The organism is Phreatobacter aquiterrae, from assembly GCF_053471285.1.
The window spans coordinates 60,338-76,404 of the sequence record NZ_JBJPHW010000005.1 but is presented as its reverse complement, the minus strand read 5'-3'; the positions used below and the strand labels follow the sequence as shown (position 1 = coordinate 76,404).

Sequence of the window (16,067 nt, the reverse complement as noted above, 5' to 3'; positions counted from 1 at the left end):
GGGAATGGCCATCGTCGAACCCAGGGACCTTCGCGACGCGGTCGCCCCCGGCCGCCGGCTGCTGGGCCTCGACCTCGGCACCAAGACCATCGGCCTCGCACTCTCCGACGTCATGTGGACCATCGCCACGCCGCTGGAGACGATCAGGCGGGTGAAGTTCACGCCCGACGTCGTCGCCCTGCTCGGCCTTGCGGCCAGGCACGATGCCGGCGCGCTCGTCATCGGCCTGCCGAAGAACATGGACGGCACCGAGGGGCCGCGCGCCCAGTCGACACGCGCCTTCGTGCGCAATCTCGTGCCGAAGACCGACCTGCCGATCGTCTTCTGGGACGAGCGCATGTCGACCGCCGCCGTCACCCGCACGCTGCTGGAGGCCGACGCCTCGCGCGCCCGCCGCGCCGAGCTCGTGGACAAGATGGCCGCCGCCTACATTCTGCAGGGCTTTCTCGACCGGCTGGGCTACGGGGAGTTTGAAGGGCGGTAGGTCAAATGGACGCCCGCTTGCATGGCCGAAGTACGTCCTTCGAGGCTCGCTTCCGCACGATGCTGGCGCATCGCTGTCGCTCGCACCTCAGGATGAGGACGGGCGTGACTGGCATCAGCGAAGACCAGGCGCAAGGTCTTGCGCATTCCGCCGACTTCCATGCAGTCCACCGCCCTCCTCATCCTGAGGTGCGAGCGACAGCGAGCCTCGAAGGACGCTCTGCCTCTGTGCCAGCGTCAGCCAGCCCAACGCACCCGTCTCAGCCCTTGTCGGCGAAATCCAGCGTCCAGTTCTGCCCGACGAGGTCGACGCCGAAGGAATGATGCTTCTCCTCGGCGGCCAGCACGAAGCCCTCGTCCACATAGATGCGCCGGGCGGCGACGAGGCAGTCATTCGTCCACAGCGTCATGCCGGAATAGCCGGCTCCCATCGCGAAGGTGATGCACTCCCTGACCAGCCGGCGGCCGAGGCCGCTGCCGCGCATGGAGGCATCGACATAGAGCATGCGCAGCTTGGCGATGCCCGCGCCGCCGTCGACGCAGAACACCGAGCCCACCACCTCGCCGGCGCGCTCCGCGATGAAGGCGCGCTCCCTCGCCGGGTCGTTGTCCTTCAGGAAGGCTGCGCCAATTTCGGCGACAAGCGCCTCGAAATCGTCGTTCCAGCCATATTCCCGCGCATAGACCCGCGCCTGTCCGGCGACGATCGCGCCGATATCGCCGGGCTGGTGGCGACGGATGACGACTTCCGCCTTTTCCCCCGCGACCAGACCGCGCACGGTCGCCATGGCGCCGACGAGACGATCGCGATCGCCGGGCCCAAGCCGCGCCAGCATGGCCGCCACCTCCTCGCGGGAGGCGCGGTCATAGGGCGCGAAGGTCTGCCGGCCGGCCTCGGTCAGCGCCAGCACCTGACGGCGGGCGTCTTCCCTCGATGGCGTGCGGCCGAGCAGCCCATCCGCCTCGAAGCGCTTCAGGATGCGGGAGAGATAGCCGGCGTCGAGGCCGAGCTCTTCGCCGAGCTCGCTGGCGGACAGCCCCTCGCGCGTGAACAGCTCGTAGAGGACGCGCGCCTCAGTCAGCGACCAGGACCCGCCGAGGTAGCGGCCGAGCAGCCCGATGGCGCGGGTGTAGGAGCGGTTGAAGCCGCGCACCGCGGCGATCTGGGAATCGAGGTCGACAGCCATCACATGAAGCCTCCGGACAACCGGAGACTTCACCTGTTACTTGACGGAGTCAACTATCAGCGCAGTTCGAGCGGGCGCGGCAGCATCTCGGTGATCTGCACGCCGATGCGGTTGCCGTTGATGACCACCTGCCCGCGGGCGATCGGCATGTCGTTGGCGAGGATTTGCACCTCGTCATCCTCCGTGGCATCGAGTTCGATGATGGCGCCGCGGGCCATGCGGAGCATCTGGTGGATCGGCATGACCGTCGTGCCGAGGACCACGGAGATATCGAGAGAGACGGTTTCGAGCTGGGCCATGTCGCCTTATGCCAAATGCACTTCACGGGGTTCAGGGACACCCTGACGAAACATGGTGAACGAGTGGTAAACGACCGTGCCAATCTGGTGCTGCAACTCGCCGCGCCCGCCGATGCCCCGCCGGTGGAATGGGTGATCAGCGACGCGCCGGTCCCTTACGAGGAGGCGCTGGCGGCGATGGAGGCCCATGTCGCGGCGATTGCCGCCGGCACGGCCAGAGAGCGCGTCTGGCTCCTCGAGCACCCGCCGCTCTACACCTCCGGCACCTCGGCGAAAGCGGATGGCGTCATCGACGCGCGGTTCCCGGTGTTCGAGGCCGGCCGCGGCGGCCAGATGACCTATCACGGCCCCGGCCAGCGCGTGGCCTATGTCATGCTCGACCTCAACCGCCGCAGGCGGGATCTAAGGGTCTTCGTGGCGGCTCTTGAGGACTGGATCATCGGCACGCTCGCCGCCTTCAACATCCGCGGCGAGCGGCGCGAGGACCGCGTCGGCGTCTGGGTCGGCCGCCCGGACAAGGGCAATGATTTCGAGGACAAGATCGCCGCCATCGGCATCCGCGTGAAGCGCTGGGTGACGCTGCACGGCATCTCGCTCAACGTCGAGCCCGACCTCTCCCATTTCGACGGCATCGTGCCCTGCGGCATCGCCGATCCGCGCTATGGCGTCAGCAGCCTCGTCGATCTCGGCCTGCCGGTGACCATGCCGGAGGTTGATGCCATCCTGCGAACCGCTTTCGAGGATCGTTTCGGACCGACGATGGACGCCCGCGAGAGCGCCTCCGCCGCCTGACAGGAGGACCCGCCATGCCCGCCTCGAACGTGCAGACCTTCCGCGCCATGGCTTACAACAACGCCTGGGCCAACCACCGCCTGCTGACGGCCTGCGCGGCGCTGACGCCCGAGGCGTTCGCCGCGACCCGCACCAGCTTCTTCCCGAGCCTCGCGGCGACGCTGAACCACAACCTGACCATCGACTGGTTCTATGTCGACGCGCTGGAGGGCGGCGATCTCGGGCCAAGGGCCTGGGAGGTCGAGATCCCCTGCCCCCTTCTCGCCGATCTGAAGCGCGAACAGGCCGCCGTCGACCGCCGGCTCGTCGCCGTCTGCGAGGCACTGACCGAAGCCTCCCTCGGCGAGGACGTGCATGTGAACCGCATCAGGCGCGTCCAGGTGGAGCGGCGCGACCGCCTGCTCATGCACCTCTTCCAGCACCAGGTGCACCATCGCGGTCAGGCCCATGCCATGCTGGCGGGAACGGCGGTGAAGCCGCCGCAGCTCGACGAGTTCTTCTCGATCGGCGAGGCGCCGCTGCGGGCGGTGGAGTTTTCGGAGCTGGGGTTCAGCGAAGAGGCGATCTGGGGGCCGGAGGGACACTGACACCGCACGGCCGCTGATGCGGAGACATGCTGTTGCAGCGGGAATGCCTTGCGCCAGCCAAGTGCGTCCTTCGAGGCTCGCTGCCGGACGATGCTGACGCATCGCCGGGCGCTCACACCTCAGGATGAGGGTGGCAGTGACCTGCATCCGTGTCGCATTTGGCGGCCCCGCCTCATGCGTCCGAAGTGCCATGCACAACCCTCCTCATCCTGAGGTGCGAGCGGCAGCGAGCCTCGAAGGACGCCCTTCTGGCTTGCAGGTCCGGAGCCCCCGACTCGAGGCCGGAGGCCTCACACCGTCGGCCGGATCTCGAAGCCGTCGACCTGCTCGCGTTCGGGATGGCTGAAGGTGATCGCCTTCTCGTCGATGGCATCCACCTTGGCACCCGCCGGGCCGTTCATCGCGTCACGGAGGAGCTGCTCGCGGACCTCGTCGCCCGCAAAGATCAGCGCCTCGACCGTGTCGTCGCTGCGGTTGCGCACCCAGCCGGTGATACCAAGCGCGTCGGCCCGGCGCTTGAACCACTGGCGATAGCCGACGCCCTGGACGCGGCCTGATATGGTCAGGTGGATCGCCACGGCAGCACGGCCTCCTGTCCCTTCAGCGCCTGTTCCCGCTCGGTGATGAAGTCGCGCGTCACCGGCACAGCGTCGCGCCTCTCGGAGAGGAGGAGCTGGTAGACCATGTTGGAGCCATCGCGGAAGCCGAGTTCGACGGCGGCGAGGTAGAACTCCCACATGCGGGCAAAGCGCTCTCCCTGCATGGCGACGACCTGATCCCGGACGCCCTCGAAATTCTCCCGCCAGGCCTTGATGGTCCAGTAGTAGTGGAGGCGCAGCACCTCGCAGTCGTCCACCCACAAGCCGCAGCGCTCGGTGGAGGCGAAGACCTCGGAGAGCGCCGGCACGTAGCCGCCGGGGAAGATGTATTTGCGGATGAAGGGCGCCGTGGTGCCGGGCGGCGACATGCGGCCGATGGCATGGATCATCGCATAGCCGTCGCGGCCGCAGAGCCGCTTCACGGTGGAAAAGTAGTCGTCGAAGTGGTTGACGCCGACATGCTCCATCATGCCGACCGAGACGACGCGGTCGAAGGTGCCGGTGAGTTCGCGATAGTCCTTCTCGAAAAAGGTGACGCGGTCGGCGACGCCCGCCTTGTTAACGCGGTCCTTCGAGGCGGCGAGCTGGTCCGGCGAGACGTTGATGGCCGTCACCTTCGCCCCGCAGACGGCGGCGAGATAGGTCGCAAGCCCGCCCCAGCCCGAGCCGATCTCGGCGACCGTCATGCCCGGCTCGATGGCGAGCTTGGCCGCGATGTGGCGCATCTTGGCGATCTGCGCGTCCTTCAGCGCCATGTCGGGGCGCTCGAAGTAGGCGCAGGAATAGCTCATCGTTTCGTCGAGCCAGAGCTCGTAGAAGGCCCGCGGGTGGTCGTAGTGGCTCGACACATTGGCCGCCGCCTGCCCCACCTTGTTCGACTGGTGGCGCCGCTTCAGCGCCCGCCACACCTTGCGCAGCGCCTGCTGGACCGGGTGGGAACCGAGGCCGGCGCGGTTCACCGAAAACAGCGTCAGCAGGTCGAGCACCTTGGCCCCGCCCTCGATGGTCAGGCGGCCATCCATGTAGGCCTCGGCCGAGGCGAGCTCCGGATTGAAGAACAGCTCGCGCTGCACCCGCGCATCATGCAGCTTCACTGTCACGTCGGGGCCGTTCTCGCCGGAGCCGAAGCTCTCGGTCGCGCCATCGTGGTGGATGACCGTCAGCCGGCCATTCCTGACGAAACGCGAGAGCAGATGGGCAAGCATGCTCATGGGGGGTCAGCCTCGAAAGCCGTGCCGCGCGAAACGGCCGAAGCCCGCGGTATAGCGGGCCGGAAGGTTCCAGGCGAGCGCCGAGCCGACGACCGCCTCGTGGAAATAGCGCCGCCGCGGCCTCAGGCCCTCGCTGACATCGCCGCCGTGATAGACGAGGCAGGAGACTGTGCCGGCCGCCATGCGGACCGGGACCACCCGCTTCACGTACCAGCCCTCGTCGACGCCCTCGTAGCGGTCGAGGACGGCGACGTCGCGCGCCTCGATGCGCCAGACCACGCCCCAGACATGCGCCCCGCGCCGGTCGCGTACGGCGGCGTAGCCATCGGAAGTGAAGAAAATGCGGTGATGGTCCAGACGGCCAATGCCGACCGGCCGGGCGCGGGGCGCGCGCCGGGCCATCTGGGGGACATGCATGTTGGAGCCGTAGGCGAAGTAGAGCATGGGGTGGTCCTAGAGGTTGGCGGCATCCGCCTCAACCGGGATGGATCAGGTCGATTGCAAAATATACGGCTACGCCGTATAGTCGAGATATGCATGGCGTGCTGGCCACACCGACGTTTGAGAACGATGCAAAGCGCGCCGGCCTCACGGAGGAGGAACTGCAGCACATTGCCACCGTCATTGCGGCCGATCCGCTGGGTGGCGATCTCATTCCGGGGTCCGGGGGCGCACGCAAGATGCGCTTCGCCCGCCCCCGGGTCGGGAAAGAGCGGCGGAGACCGGACCATCCACTACTTCGGCGGGGATGACGTGCCGGTCTTCCTTCTCGCGATCTACGGCAAGGGCGAGAAGGCCAACCTTTCGAAGGCCGAACGCAACGAACTCGCGAGCATCCTGCCCACGATCGCGGCGAGCTACAAAGCACGACCGGCAAGGAGATAGGTCGATATGTCGAAACTCGGATCGCGACTTGTCCAGAGCGCAACGGAAGCTCTTGCGATCGCCCGCGGCGAAATGACTCCTGGCAGGCGCTACGAGGCCGAGGACATCGATGTCGCAGCCATTCGCAAGCGGCTCAAGCTGTCCCAGGACAAATTCGCCAAGCGCTTCGGGCTGTCGGCGGCGACCGTGAGGGACTGGGAACAGAAGCGGCGCCGGCCCGACCGCATCGCGGTCAATCTGCTCAGGGTCATCGACCACGCCCCTGAGACGGTCGAGCGGGCGCTGGCCGACCAGGGCAGCCGCTGAGGCAGACAGGCGCCGACGAGCGCCTTGCGCGCGACTGGCCTTCGGCAGGAACCCTCCCGCAACGCGCCGCTCCGTGCTTTGGTGCGATTCCAGGAGAGGACAAAAACCATGGCGAAAAGCCCGACCAGCAGATCCAAGGCGCCGCGCGGCATGCGCAAGGGGCTCACCGCCTATGGCGACCCCGGCTTCTCGCTGTTCCTGCGCAAGGCCTTCATCAAGGCGGCGGGCTTCTCGGACGATGCGCTCGACCGGCCGATCATCGGCATCACCGACACCTATTCCGACTACAATCCCTGCCACGGCAACGTCCGGCAACTGGTCGAGGCGGTGAAGCGCGGCGTCATGCTGTCGGGCGGCCTGCCCTTCGCCTTCCCGACCGTCTCGATCCACGAGAGCTTCTCCAACCCGACCTCGATGTTCCTCAGGAACCTCATGGCCATCGACACCGAGGAGATGATCCGGGCCCAGCCGATGGACGCGGTGGTGCTGATCGGCGGCTGCGACAAGACCGTGCCGGCGCAGCTGATGGGCGCCGCCTCCGCCGACGTGCCGGCGATCCAGCTCATCACAGGGCCCATGCTGGTCGGCCACTACAAGGGCGAGGTGCTCGGCGCCTGCACCGACTGCCGCCGCCTCTGGGCCATGCACCGCGCCGGCACGATCGACGCGGCCGAGATCGAGGCGGTCTCGGGGCGCCTCGCGCCCACCGTCGGCACCTGCATGGTCATGGGCACGGCCTCCACCATGGGCTGCCTCACCGAGGCGCTCGGCATGGCCCTGCCCCATACCGGCACCATTCCCGCCACCCACGCCGACCGCATCCGCGCGGCGGAGGCCTCCGGCCGCGAGGCCGTGAAGATGGCGGCCGCCGGCCGCAAGCCGCGCGACGTGATGACCCAGGCGTCCCTCCGCAACGCCATGGTGGTGCTGCAAGCCATCGGCGGCTCGACCAATGCGATCGTCCATCTCGCCGCCATCGCCGGCCGGCTCGGCCTGACGTGGGATCTGGATGAACTCGACCGGCTCGGCCGCGAGGTGCCGGTGCTGCTCGACCTGAAGCCCGCCGGCTCCAACTACATGGAGCATTTCCACTGGTCGGGGGGCATGCCGCGGCTTCTGCAGGAACTGAAGGACCATCTCGACCTCGACGCTCCCACGGTGACCGGCGAAAGGCTCGGCGACTGGGTGGACCGCGCCGAGCAGGTGCCGGGACAGACGATCATCCGCTCGCTCGGCCAGCCCCTGAAGAAGACCGGCGCGCACGCCGTGCTTCGGGGTTCGCTGGCGCCCGGCGGGGCGGTGATCAAGGCGGCGGCGGCGACGCCGAAGCTGATGGTCCATACTGGCCGCGCCGTGGTCTTCGAGGACGTCGAGGACATGACCAACCGCATCGACGATCCCGACCTCGACGTCACCGCCGACGACATCCTCGTCATGCGCAATGCCGGGCCGAAGGGCCATCCCGGCATGCCGGAAGCGGGGCTGCTGCCGATCCCGAAGAAGCTGGCGCAACAGGGCGTCACCGACATGATCCGCATCTCGGATGCGCGCATGTCCGGCACCGCCTATGGCACCATCGTTCTCCATGTCACGCCCGAGGCCGCCGAAGGCTCGCCGCTCGCTCTTGTGCGCTCCGGCGACCGCATCAGCCTCGACGTGCCGAACCGGCGTGTCGACCTGCTCGTGTCGGAGGAGGAACTGGCGCTGCGCCGCAAGGCGTGGCGGAAGCCGAAGCACATGCGCGAGCGCCAGCGCGGCTACAAGAAGCTCTATCTCGACCACGTGACCCAGGCCGACAAAGGCTGCGACTTCGACTTCCTGGAGAAGTGAGGGGGCGGGCGCCCTGCACAATCCAAGTGCGTCCTTCGAGGCTCGCCGCCGGACGATGCTGATGCATCGCCGGGGCTCGCACCTCAGGATGAGGAGTGGCGCGGGTTGCACCGATCGAACGCAGCCTTGCCCGCTGTGCCGCTTCGGCGTCGCTGCATGGCACCAGCCTCCTCATCCTGAGATGCGAGGGCCCTGGCCCGAGCCTCGAAGGACGCACCGTCCGGATGCCGGGCGCCGTGTTCCGGACAGGACGACGGAGCCGGCGCACCCCTCATGCATCCGGCACGGTTGCGCGCCGGGCCGCATCGTGATGCAAGACGCCTCCCCCGCCGCCGGTTCCGCCATGTTCCCCATCATCGCCAGCCTCACCCCGGTCTTCCTCATCATCGTGCTTGGCGCCTGGCTGAAGGCGATGCCGCTGATGGAGGAGGCCGGCTGGCGCGGGCTCGAACGCGCCACCTACTACGTCTTCTTCCCGGCCATGATCATCATGACCATGGCGAAGGCGGACCTGCGTAGCGTGCCGGTCGTCGCCATGGGATTCGCGCTGATCGCCGGCATCCTCTGCATGACGGTGATCCTTCTGGCGCTCCGCCCGCTGCTGGCGCGCACGCTCGGCATGGACGGCCCGGCCTTCACCTCGGTGTTCCAGGGCGCGACGCGGTGGAACTCCTTCGTCGCCATCGCCACGGCCGGCGCGCTCTACGGCCAGGTCGGGTTGACGCTGACCGCCATCTCGGTGGCGGCGATGATCCCGCTGCTCAACGTGCTCGCCGTCGTCATGCTGCAGCACTATGCGCAGGACAAGCCGATCGTGCTCGGTCCGACGCTCAAGGCCATCATCACCAATCCCTTCGTCTGGTCGTCGGGGATCGGCATCATCATCAACATGATCGGCATTCCGTTGCCGGTCATCGCCATGCGCTTCGGCGACATCCTCGGCGCGGCGGCGCTGGGCACCGGCCTGCTGCTGGTCGGCGCAGGCCTCGACGTGAAGGCCGCCCTGAAGCCGCGCGCCATCACCTGGATCACCACCGCCCTGAAGCTGGCGTTGATGCCCGCCATGGCTGGCGGCATCGCCATGCTTCTCGGCGTCTCCGGTGTTGCGCTGCAGGTAGCCATCCTGTCGGCCGCCATGCCGACTGCCTCCGGGTCCTATATCCTCGCCCGCCAGATGGGCGGCGACGCGCCGCTGATGGCGGAGATCCTGACCGTGCAGACGCTGATCGCGGTCCTGACCATCCCGCTGGTGCTGACGCTGGCCGGCTGACACGAAAACGGCCCCCGCGAGGGGGCCGTCGTCATCTCGGGAACCGGCGTTCCGCGATCACTGATATTCGCGGAACGTGTGGGGGTAGCGGTCATCCACCGCCGGACCACGGCGGTAGGCCCGACGCGGCGCCTCGTAATAGACGCGCGGCGGCGCCTCGTAATAGTAGCCCGGACGGCCGTAATAGCCGTAACCCGGACCGTAGTAGTCATCATAGGCCTGGCGACGCTGGTCGGCGGCAATCGCCGCCGCGCCGAGACCGATGACGCCGAGCGCGATGCCCGCGCCAATGGCGGCACCGCGGTCGCCACGATGGCGGCGATACTGGGCCTCGGCGGGAGCGGCGACGGCTGCGACACTGGCGGCGACGACGAACGCCGCGACAGTGGCCTTGAACTTATTGGAAAGCATGACAATGCCCCTTTCCGTTTGCCTGGGAGCCCGTGGCGCGACGCGCCTCGACCTCAAGCTTCCCCTATCAAACGTTGAGGGACCCTAGAAGTTCCGTGCTGAACCCGCTCTGAATGAACGGTGACGCAGCTATGGCGGGCCGATGAACGTCGGTTCATCGGGCAGCTCACGGCATCGGGCGCGCCTCGAGGATGACGAAGGCCTGCGCCATAGGAAAGTCGTCGGTGATCGTCAGGTGGATCACCACCTCGTGGCCGGCCGGCGTGATGGCCTTCAGCCGCTCCAGCGCGCCGCCGGTGAGGATCATGGTCGGCTGGCCCGAGGGCATATTGGCGACCCCCATGTCCTTCCAGAACACGCCGCGCCAGATGCCGGTGCCGAGCGCCTTGGAGCAGGCCTCCTTGGCGGCGAAGCGCTTGGCGTAGGTCGCCGCGGGCTGCGCCCGGCCCTCCGCCCGCGCCCGCTCGACATCGGTGAACAGGCGGCGCGTGAAGCGCTCGCCATGCCGTTCCAGCGACTTCTCGATGCGGTGGATGTCGCAGAGGTCGGAGCCGATGCCGATGATCACGCGGGCGCCCTCCGGGCGGCGATCCAGGTCAGGGCGAGGCCGCCGAGGGTCAGGAGGAGGCCGAGCAGGATCAGCGGCAGCCGCTCGCGCGGGAAATCGTCGAGGACGACGATGTCGTCGCAGCGCGCGCCCGCCACGACGCGCAGCGTCTCACGGACAGGCTTGCCGCCCGGCGCATGGCGGTACTGGACCAGCGGCACGCGGCACTCCTGCAGCATCGGGCCGATGCGCCGCTCGAAGACGAAGACCGGCACGCCCACCGTGTCGCGCGACGAGGTGGCCGTCTCCGAGGTCACCCAGCGGGCGGTGACCGCCTCGCCGCCGCTCGCCTGCCAGTGCCGCAGCACCGGCCAGGCGTTGGGGGCGAGGACCACGAGGCCGACCACGATGACGAAGAGCCCGACGAGGAGGCGCGTCCGCGAGGGCGGGAGCTCGTCCGTCGGCGCGGGCGCGCTCACGCCGTCGCCCCCTGGATGCCGCGCGAACCCGGCTTCACGGCGGGCAGGCTGCTGAGCTCCGGCGGCAGGGCGTCGGGGGCGTAGTCCGGCACGTACCAGGAGAGCAGCGAGACCAGCGGCACGCCGACATCGACCTTGCCGCCGGAGCGGTCGACCAGCACCGCCGCGCCCACCGTCTCGCCGGGATGGCCGGCGATGGCGGCGAGGCACTCGCGCGTCGACAGTCCCGTGGTGACGATGTCCTCGACCACCAGCACGCGGGCGCCGGCCGGGATCTCGAAGCCGCGGCGCAGCCTGAACTCGCCGTTCTCGCGCTCGACGAAGATCGCCTTGGCGCCGAGCTGGCGGGCGGTCTCGTAGCCCGGCACGATGCCGCCGACGGCGGGCGAGACGACGTAGTCGATGCGGCCGAAGCGCTCCTTCACCTTGGCGGCGAGCGCGGCGCAGAGTCGCGCGGTGCGCTCCGGGTCCATGAAGACGAACATCTTCTGCAGGAAGACCGGCGAACGCCGTCCCGAGGACAGGATGAAATGGCCTTCGAGCAGGGCGCCCGCGGCGCGGAATTCGGCGAGCACGTCGTCAGGGGTCATGGGTCAGGCGTCCGTCGTGGTTCGAGGGGGAGAGACGATGAAAGGGGTGGGCGAGTCAATGAGGCTGTGGGGGCCGGCGTCGCGGATGGGCCTTGGCAGTTGCCGTTGACCTGTTAGGAACGGCGGAACCCCACGTGTCGCCCATCCTGGAAGTCCGCGTATCGCCGCCATGCACAGCCCGAGCCCTCCGGCGCCGCACGCGACCGCCCGCCTCGATCCGGCGGACGACATCAACGCGCCGGTGGAATCGCGGCTGCTGCGCTCCGCGCCGTGGATCGCGCTCGGCGTCTCGCTCGCCATCCTCACAGGCTATCTCGTCACCGGCGTGCAACTCTTCGCCGATGGCGGGTTCTTCGCCGTCGCCTTCCTGACGGGCGATCCCTGGGGCGCGCATTTCGCCAACATCCCGGCGCGCGCCACCGCCTTCTTCGTCACCATCGTGCCGCCCTGGCTGTGGGCGCGGGTGGGCGATCCGTCCGATGCGATCCGCCTCTACGGCCTGATCTTCGGGCTGCTGCCACTGGCCGGGCTCGCCGCCACCTGGGCGATCGCCGGTAACCGGCGCATCCTGCTGTTCTGCGCGCTGTCGACAATCATCGTCCTGCCCGCCTCGGTGTTCTTTCCGTCCGAGACGCTGGTGACCCACGCGCTGTTCTGGCCGCTCTTCGCCTATCTGTGCGTGAACCGCGCGCCGGCGTTCCTTCCCACCGTGCTGCTCATGCTGGCCCTCGCCTTCTCCCACGAGGGCGGCATGGGGCTGCTCGTGCTGCTGGTCGCCTTCCTCGCCGCGGGCGGGCGCGCCGGGCGGACGGTGGTCGCAGCCGGCCTCGCCGTGCTCCTCGCCTGGCTGGCGACCAAGCTCCTCGTCCAGCCGGTCCATGGCGCGACGCGCGACATCCTCTTTGACAACATGCTGGGCGTGGTGAACCCGGTCGGGATCATCCGGCCGCTGAGCATGGCGATCCTCGCCGGCGTCGCGACGGTCTGGTGGCTCCTGCGGCGGGAAGCGGCGGATGAGCCGCCGGTGCCCCGGCTCCTCGCTCTCGCGGGCCTTGCCCTGATCCCCTCCGCGTCCATCCTGATCGCCGCCGATCTCGCCTTCGTCGGGCGGCATGACAACCTGCTGGTCGGCCGCTACAATTTCCGCACGCTGCTGCTCGGGAGCCTGGCGCTCGTCCTCGTCGTGCTGACCGTCCTGTCGCTGCCGGAGGCGCGGCGACCGGCCCCGGTCCGGCGTCTCGTCGGGTGGGCGACGGCCCGGTCCCGCCGCGCGCCGGCCCTGATCTTCGCGACCATGCTGATCGCCACCGCCTGCCACGCCATGGACGGCGCGAACTTCCTCCTGTCGTGGCGCGCCTATGCGCAGGAGATCCGCGCCATCGCCCGCGGAGGGACCGCGCTCCTGCCCGCCTATGCTGAAATCCTGTCGCGGGACCCGCGCGCGGCGCCCGAGAGACTGCAGCGCCCCGGCCGGGCCTGGGCCATGAGCTGGGATTGGACCGACCCGTTCCTCTCCGTGGTCCTCGCCCTGCCGCAGCCGGCGCGGGTGCTGGTCTATCGCCCGAGCGACACCTATGCGCCACTCTCCTGCGCCATGATGCGGGACGCCGACAGGACGGCCGTCAGGCTGCCGGCGGAGAGCTATGGGTTGCTGGTCGCCTACATGTGCGAGCACCGAGGCGGAAGGGAGTAGGCGCGGAGCGGTGGGGCAGTCCGGCCTGAAGCTCCACCCCCCTACTCGAACACCCTCCCCGCCTCCGCCGTGATCGGCAATCCCTTGATCCCCGCGATGATGGCGTTGAGGTGCTTGAGGTCCCAGACCTCGAGGTCGATGACGACGTCGGTGTAGTCGGCGGCCGAGCGCTGCATCCTGAGGTTGTCGATGTTGCCGTCATTGTCGGCGATGACCTGGGTGACGCCGGCGAGCGAGCCCGGGGCGTTGCGCGATTTCACCGCGATGCGGGCGGGATAGCGGGCGCGCTTGCCCTCGTCGACATCCCAGCGCACGTCGAGCCAGCGCTCCGGCTCGTTGTCATAGGCGGCGAGCGCCGGCGACTGGATGGGATAGATGGTGATGCCCTCGCCCGGCGTCATGATGCCGACGATGCGGTCGCCCGGCACCGCCCCGCCCTCGCGGGCGAAATGCACCGGCAGGTCGAAGTTGATGCCGCGGATGGGGATGGCGCCCTCCGATTCCGGCACCTGGAACTTCAGCGCCGTCTCGCCGCCGACGCCGAACCATTCGGCGGTGGGCTTGGGCCCGAGGGGGATGTCCGCCCTGAAGTCGGGATGGACCGACTTCAGCACGTCCTCGGCGGGGATCTCGTCGCGGCCGACCGCGGAGAAGACGTCCTCGACACCGGCACGAGCGAGGCGCTTCAGGCCCTGCCGGATGATGTCGTCGGAGAAAGGCTTGCCGGCGCGGGTGAACAGCGTCTGCACGATGCGCCGGCCGAGCTCCAGATATTGCGCGCGCGTCGCCATGCGGGTGGCCCTGCGGATCGCCGAGCGGGCGCGACCGGTGACGACGATGTTCTCCCAGGCCGCCGAGGGCGTCGCCTTCGGGTCGGTGATGATCTCGACCTCGTCGCCGTTCTGCAACTCGGTGACCAGCGGCCGCTCGACGCCGTTGATGCGGGCGCGGGAGCACTGATTACCGATGTCGGTGTGGACCGCATAGGCAAAGTCGATGCAGTTGGCCTTGCGTGGCAGCGCGATGAGGCGGCCCTTGGGCGTGAAGCAATAGACCTGGTCGGAGAACAGCTCGAGCTTGGTGTGCTCGAGGAACTCCTCGGGGTTGTCGCCATGCGCCAGCATGTCCACCGTGTGGCGCAGCCAGGCATAGGCGCTGCTCTCCGAGGAGGCGCTGTCGGCGGCGCCATCCTTGTAGAGCGCGTGGGCGGCGATGCCGTATTCGGCAATGTCGTGCATCTGGCGGGTGCGGATCTGCATCTCCACGCGCTGGCTCTCGGGGCCGATGACGGTCGTGTGGATGGAGCGGTAGTCGTTGCCCTTGGGCGTCGAGATGTAGTCCTTGAAGCGCAGCGGCACCGCCGGCCAGGTGGTGTGGATGATGCCGATCGCGCGGTAGCAGTCGGCAATCGTGTCGACGAGGATGCGGAAGGCGACGATGTCGGAGAGCTGCTCGAAGGAGACCGACTTGCGCTCCATCTTGCGGTAGATCGAATAGGGCTTCTTCTGCCGCCCGGTGACCTCGGCGCTGATGCCCTCGCCGGCGAGCTTGCGGGCCAGCTGAGTCTCGATCTCCTCGATGACCTTGCCCATGGCGTCGCGCTGGCGGGCGAGCCGGCTGACGAGCGCCTCATAGGCCTCCGGGTTGATCTGGCGGAAGGCCAGGTCCTCCAGTTCCTCGCGCATGTCGTGCATGCCCATGCGGCCGGCGAGCGGCGCATAGATGTCGAGGGTCTCCTGGGCGACGCGGTCGCGCTTGGCCGGCGGCACGTAGTGCAGCGTGCGCATGTTGTGCAGCCGGTCGGCGAGCTTCACCAGCAGCACCCGCACGTCGGAGGTGATGGCGAGCAGCAGCTTCCTGAGGTTCTCCGCCTGCACCGCCTGCTTGGAGACGAGATCGAGCTTCTTCAGCTTCGTCAGGCCGTCGACAAGTTCGGCGATATTGGCGCCGAACTTGTCGCGGATGTCGTCCTTGGTGGCGTCGGTGTCCTCGATCGTGTCGTGCAGCAGGGCGGCGACGATGGTGGCGTCGTCCAGCTTCAGGTCGGTGAGGATGGCCGCGACTTCCAGCGGATGGGAGAAATAGGGATCGCCCGAGGCGCGCGTCTGGCTGCCGTGGGCCAGCATGGCATACACATAGGCACGGTCGAGCAGGGCCTCGTCGGCCTTCGGGTTGTAGCGCTTGACGCGCTCCACCAGCTCATATTGCCGCATCATGGGGTGTCGGGCCGCCGTCGCAAATTCGGTCGAAGGGTCATCAGGATAGCATTGCGCCGGGCCACCGCGGCAAGCGCCCTGGTGGTCTAGACCCTATGCCTCGTGCCTTCATGCCACGAAAAAGGGCGGCCGCTGGGGCCGCCCTGAAGCGATGCGATCGGAGAGGGGCTCAGAGGCCCTCGTCGTCGTCGGTGTCCTCCGGCGGCTTCAGCCCCTCGAGGCCGCGCAGCAGGTCTTCCTCGCTCATGCGGTCCATGGACACGTCGGCGTCGTCGGCGGAGGAGCCCGCCGAGGCGATCATCGGCACGGCATCCGGCTCCGGCTCGTCCACCTCGACATATTTCTGCAGCGAATGGATCAGGTCCTCGCGCAGGTCGTCGGGGGCAACGGTGGCGTCGGCGATCTCACGAAGGGCCACGACGGGGTTCTTGTCGCGGTCGCGATCGATGGTGATGGGAGAGCCCGCGGCGAGCATGCGCGCGCGGTGGCTGGCGACGAGCACGAGCTCGAAGCGGTTATCGACCTTGTCGATGCAATCCTCGACGGTGACGCGAGCCATCGGTTGTCCTTGAACGTGGAGGTGCCGGGTGTGGCAAATGTCCGGAAAGTCGGGCTGTATAGCCATCTTGGGCCGCCGAGACAAGGCTCTTGCGGCCCCAGGCCCCAGCGCCGCCCGCCGCGG

Annotated in this window: 18 protein-coding genes; 7 read left to right on the top strand and 11 right to left on the bottom strand. The window is 68.5% G+C overall.

Annotated elements, in window-relative coordinates:
* The first annotated feature begins 4 nt into the window (after nucleotides 1-4).
* Nucleotides 5-484, top strand: a complete 480-nt coding sequence (gene ruvX / locus ACJ4V0_RS09370; RefSeq protein ID WP_448299316.1) for a Holliday junction resolvase RuvX — start codon at nucleotides 5-7, stop codon at nucleotides 482-484.
* A 259-nt stretch (nucleotides 485-743) separates the two neighbouring features.
* Here ruvX and ACJ4V0_RS09365 read toward each other — a convergent pair whose 3' ends face one another.
* Together ACJ4V0_RS09365 and ACJ4V0_RS09360 are read right to left on the bottom strand one after the other, a co-directional pair.
* The gene (locus ACJ4V0_RS09365; protein WP_448299315.1) at nucleotides 744-1,670 is read right to left on the bottom strand and encodes a bifunctional helix-turn-helix transcriptional regulator/GNAT family N-acetyltransferase; all 927 of its coding nucleotides are present in this window, start codon (nucleotides 1,668-1,670) and stop codon (nucleotides 744-746) included.
* Nucleotides 1,671-1,726: 56 nt separating this feature from the next.
* Complete coding sequence (locus ACJ4V0_RS09360; protein ID WP_448299314.1) at nucleotides 1,727-1,969, bottom strand: FliM/FliN family flagellar motor switch protein; 243 nt, start codon at nucleotides 1,967-1,969, stop codon at nucleotides 1,727-1,729.
* 15 nt (nucleotides 1,970-1,984) lie between these two features.
* On the opposite strand from ACJ4V0_RS09360, the gene lipB reads away from it, so the two are divergent.
* Entirely contained in the window at nucleotides 1,985-2,761 is a 777-nt protein-coding gene (lipB, locus tag ACJ4V0_RS09355; protein ID WP_448299313.1) for a lipoyl(octanoyl) transferase LipB, read from the top strand.
* A 14-nt stretch (nucleotides 2,762-2,775) separates the two neighbouring features.
* Entirely contained in the window at nucleotides 2,776-3,348 is a 573-nt protein-coding gene (locus ACJ4V0_RS09350) for a DinB family protein (protein WP_448299312.1), read from the top strand.
* 290 nt (nucleotides 3,349-3,638) lie between these two features.
* On the opposite strand, the gene ACJ4V0_RS09345 is transcribed toward ACJ4V0_RS09350, so the two are convergent.
* The 3 genes from ACJ4V0_RS09345 to ACJ4V0_RS09335 are packed head-to-tail and all read right to left on the bottom strand — an operon-like array spanning nucleotide 3,639 to nucleotide 5,602.
* Nucleotides 3,639-3,926: an acylphosphatase gene (locus ACJ4V0_RS09345; RefSeq protein ID WP_448299311.1), complete on the bottom strand. Its 288-nt coding sequence runs from the start codon at nucleotides 3,924-3,926 to the stop codon at nucleotides 3,639-3,641.
* A complete protein-coding gene (locus ACJ4V0_RS09340; protein WP_448299310.1) occupies nucleotides 3,911-5,158 on the bottom strand; it encodes a class I SAM-dependent methyltransferase in 1,248 nt (415 codons plus the stop codon). The genes ACJ4V0_RS09345 and ACJ4V0_RS09340 overlap by 16 nt, the downstream gene beginning before the upstream one ends.
* Nucleotides 5,159-5,164: 6 nt before the next feature.
* Nucleotides 5,165-5,602 carry a gamma-glutamylcyclotransferase family protein gene (locus ACJ4V0_RS09335; protein ID WP_448299309.1) on the bottom strand — a complete coding sequence of 146 codons (438 nt, stop codon included), beginning with the start codon at nucleotides 5,600-5,602 and terminating at the stop codon, nucleotides 5,165-5,167.
* A 447-nt stretch (nucleotides 5,603-6,049) separates the two neighbouring features.
* Here ACJ4V0_RS09335 and relB point away from each other — a divergent pair, with 447 nt between their 5' ends.
* From relB to ACJ4V0_RS09320, 3 genes are all read left to right on the top strand, one after another.
* Entirely contained in the window at nucleotides 6,050-6,349 is a 300-nt protein-coding gene (gene relB, locus ACJ4V0_RS09330; protein ID WP_448299308.1) for a type II toxin-antitoxin system RelB family anti-toxin transcriptional regulator, read from the top strand.
* A gap of 108 nt (nucleotides 6,350-6,457) precedes the next feature.
* Complete coding sequence (locus ACJ4V0_RS09325; protein WP_448299307.1) at nucleotides 6,458-8,179, top strand: IlvD/Edd family dehydratase; 1,722 nt, start codon at nucleotides 6,458-6,460, stop codon at nucleotides 8,177-8,179.
* A 343-nt stretch (nucleotides 8,180-8,522) separates the two neighbouring features.
* On the top strand, nucleotides 8,523-9,449 hold the full coding sequence (locus ACJ4V0_RS09320) for an AEC family transporter (protein ID WP_448299306.1): 927 nt from the start codon (nucleotides 8,523-8,525) through the stop codon (nucleotides 9,447-9,449).
* Nucleotides 9,450-9,506: 57 nt separating this feature from the next.
* Here ACJ4V0_RS09320 and ACJ4V0_RS09315 read toward each other — a convergent pair whose 3' ends face one another.
* The 4 genes from ACJ4V0_RS09315 to pyrE form a co-directional block, all read right to left on the bottom strand.
* Nucleotides 9,507-9,860, bottom strand: coding sequence for a hypothetical protein (locus ACJ4V0_RS09315; RefSeq protein WP_448299305.1), 354 nt, complete (start codon nucleotides 9,858-9,860; stop codon nucleotides 9,507-9,509).
* 166 nt (nucleotides 9,861-10,026) lie between these two features.
* Nucleotides 10,027-10,428, bottom strand: a complete 402-nt coding sequence (acpS, locus tag ACJ4V0_RS09310; RefSeq protein WP_448299304.1) for a holo-ACP synthase — start codon at nucleotides 10,426-10,428, stop codon at nucleotides 10,027-10,029.
* Nucleotides 10,425-10,886, bottom strand: coding sequence for a hypothetical protein (locus ACJ4V0_RS09305; protein ID WP_448299303.1), 462 nt, complete (start codon nucleotides 10,884-10,886; stop codon nucleotides 10,425-10,427). Before ACJ4V0_RS09305 ends, acpS begins: the two co-directional genes overlap by 4 nt.
* Nucleotides 10,883-11,476 carry an orotate phosphoribosyltransferase gene (gene pyrE, locus ACJ4V0_RS09300; RefSeq protein ID WP_448299302.1) on the bottom strand — a complete coding sequence of 198 codons (594 nt, stop codon included), beginning with the start codon at nucleotides 11,474-11,476 and terminating at the stop codon, nucleotides 10,883-10,885. The genes ACJ4V0_RS09305 and pyrE overlap by 4 nt, the downstream gene beginning before the upstream one ends.
* A 169-nt stretch (nucleotides 11,477-11,645) precedes the next feature.
* On the opposite strand from pyrE, the gene ACJ4V0_RS09295 reads away from it, so the two are divergent.
* Nucleotides 11,646-13,169, top strand: a complete 1,524-nt coding sequence (locus tag ACJ4V0_RS09295; RefSeq protein ID WP_448299301.1) for a phosphatidylglycerol lysyltransferase domain-containing protein — start codon at nucleotides 11,646-11,648, stop codon at nucleotides 13,167-13,169.
* 41 nt (nucleotides 13,170-13,210) lie between these two features.
* On the opposite strand, the gene ACJ4V0_RS09290 is transcribed toward ACJ4V0_RS09295, so the two are convergent.
* Nucleotides 13,211-15,385 (bottom strand): RelA/SpoT family protein, encoded by a 2,175-nt coding sequence (locus tag ACJ4V0_RS09290; protein WP_448299300.1) that lies wholly within the window; start codon nucleotides 15,383-15,385, stop codon nucleotides 13,211-13,213.
* Nucleotides 15,386-15,554: 169 nt separating this feature from the next.
* Nucleotides 15,555-15,944, bottom strand: a complete 390-nt coding sequence (rpoZ, locus tag ACJ4V0_RS09285; protein WP_448299299.1) for a DNA-directed RNA polymerase subunit omega — start codon at nucleotides 15,942-15,944, stop codon at nucleotides 15,555-15,557.
* Nucleotides 15,945-16,067 lie beyond the last annotated feature (123 nt).

What these genes read in the sequence shown, in the direction of transcription:
- ACJ4V0_RS09290 (WP_448299300.1), bottom strand. Translation starts at nt 15,385, where the DNA reads ATGATGCGGCAATATGAGCTGGTGGAGCGCGTCAAGCGCTACAACCCG.
- ACJ4V0_RS09340 (WP_448299310.1), bottom strand. Translation starts at nt 5,158, where the DNA reads ATGAGCATGCTTGCCCATCTGCTCTCGCGTTTCGTCAGGAATGGCCGG.
- ACJ4V0_RS09360 (WP_448299314.1), bottom strand. Translation starts at nt 1,969, where the DNA reads ATGGCCCAGCTCGAAACCGTCTCTCTCGATATCTCCGTGGTCCTCGGC.
- ACJ4V0_RS09315 (WP_448299305.1), bottom strand. Translation starts at nt 9,860, where the DNA reads ATGCTTTCCAATAAGTTCAAGGCCACTGTCGCGGCGTTCGTCGTCGCC.
- ACJ4V0_RS09320 (WP_448299306.1), top strand. Translation starts at nt 8,523, where the DNA reads ATGTTCCCCATCATCGCCAGCCTCACCCCGGTCTTCCTCATCATCGTG.
- ACJ4V0_RS09295 (WP_448299301.1), top strand. Translation starts at nt 11,646, where the DNA reads ATGCACAGCCCGAGCCCTCCGGCGCCGCACGCGACCGCCCGCCTCGAT.
- relB (WP_448299308.1), top strand. Translation starts at nt 6,050, where the DNA reads ATGTCGAAACTCGGATCGCGACTTGTCCAGAGCGCAACGGAAGCTCTT.
- ACJ4V0_RS09365 (WP_448299315.1), bottom strand. Translation starts at nt 1,670, where the DNA reads ATGGCTGTCGACCTCGATTCCCAGATCGCCGCGGTGCGCGGCTTCAAC.
- ruvX (WP_448299316.1), top strand. Translation starts at nt 5, where the DNA reads ATGGCCATCGTCGAACCCAGGGACCTTCGCGACGCGGTCGCCCCCGGC.
- ACJ4V0_RS09350 (WP_448299312.1), top strand. Translation starts at nt 2,776, where the DNA reads ATGCCCGCCTCGAACGTGCAGACCTTCCGCGCCATGGCTTACAACAAC.
- rpoZ (WP_448299299.1), bottom strand. Translation starts at nt 15,944, where the DNA reads ATGGCTCGCGTCACCGTCGAGGATTGCATCGACAAGGTCGATAACCGC.
- ACJ4V0_RS09325 (WP_448299307.1), top strand. Translation starts at nt 6,458, where the DNA reads ATGGCGAAAAGCCCGACCAGCAGATCCAAGGCGCCGCGCGGCATGCGC.
- pyrE (WP_448299302.1), bottom strand. Translation starts at nt 11,476, where the DNA reads ATGACCCCTGACGACGTGCTCGCCGAATTCCGCGCCGCGGGCGCCCTG.
- ACJ4V0_RS09335 (WP_448299309.1), bottom strand. Translation starts at nt 5,602, where the DNA reads ATGCTCTACTTCGCCTACGGCTCCAACATGCATGTCCCCCAGATGGCC.
- lipB (WP_448299313.1), top strand. Translation starts at nt 1,985, where the DNA reads ATGCACTTCACGGGGTTCAGGGACACCCTGACGAAACATGGTGAACGA.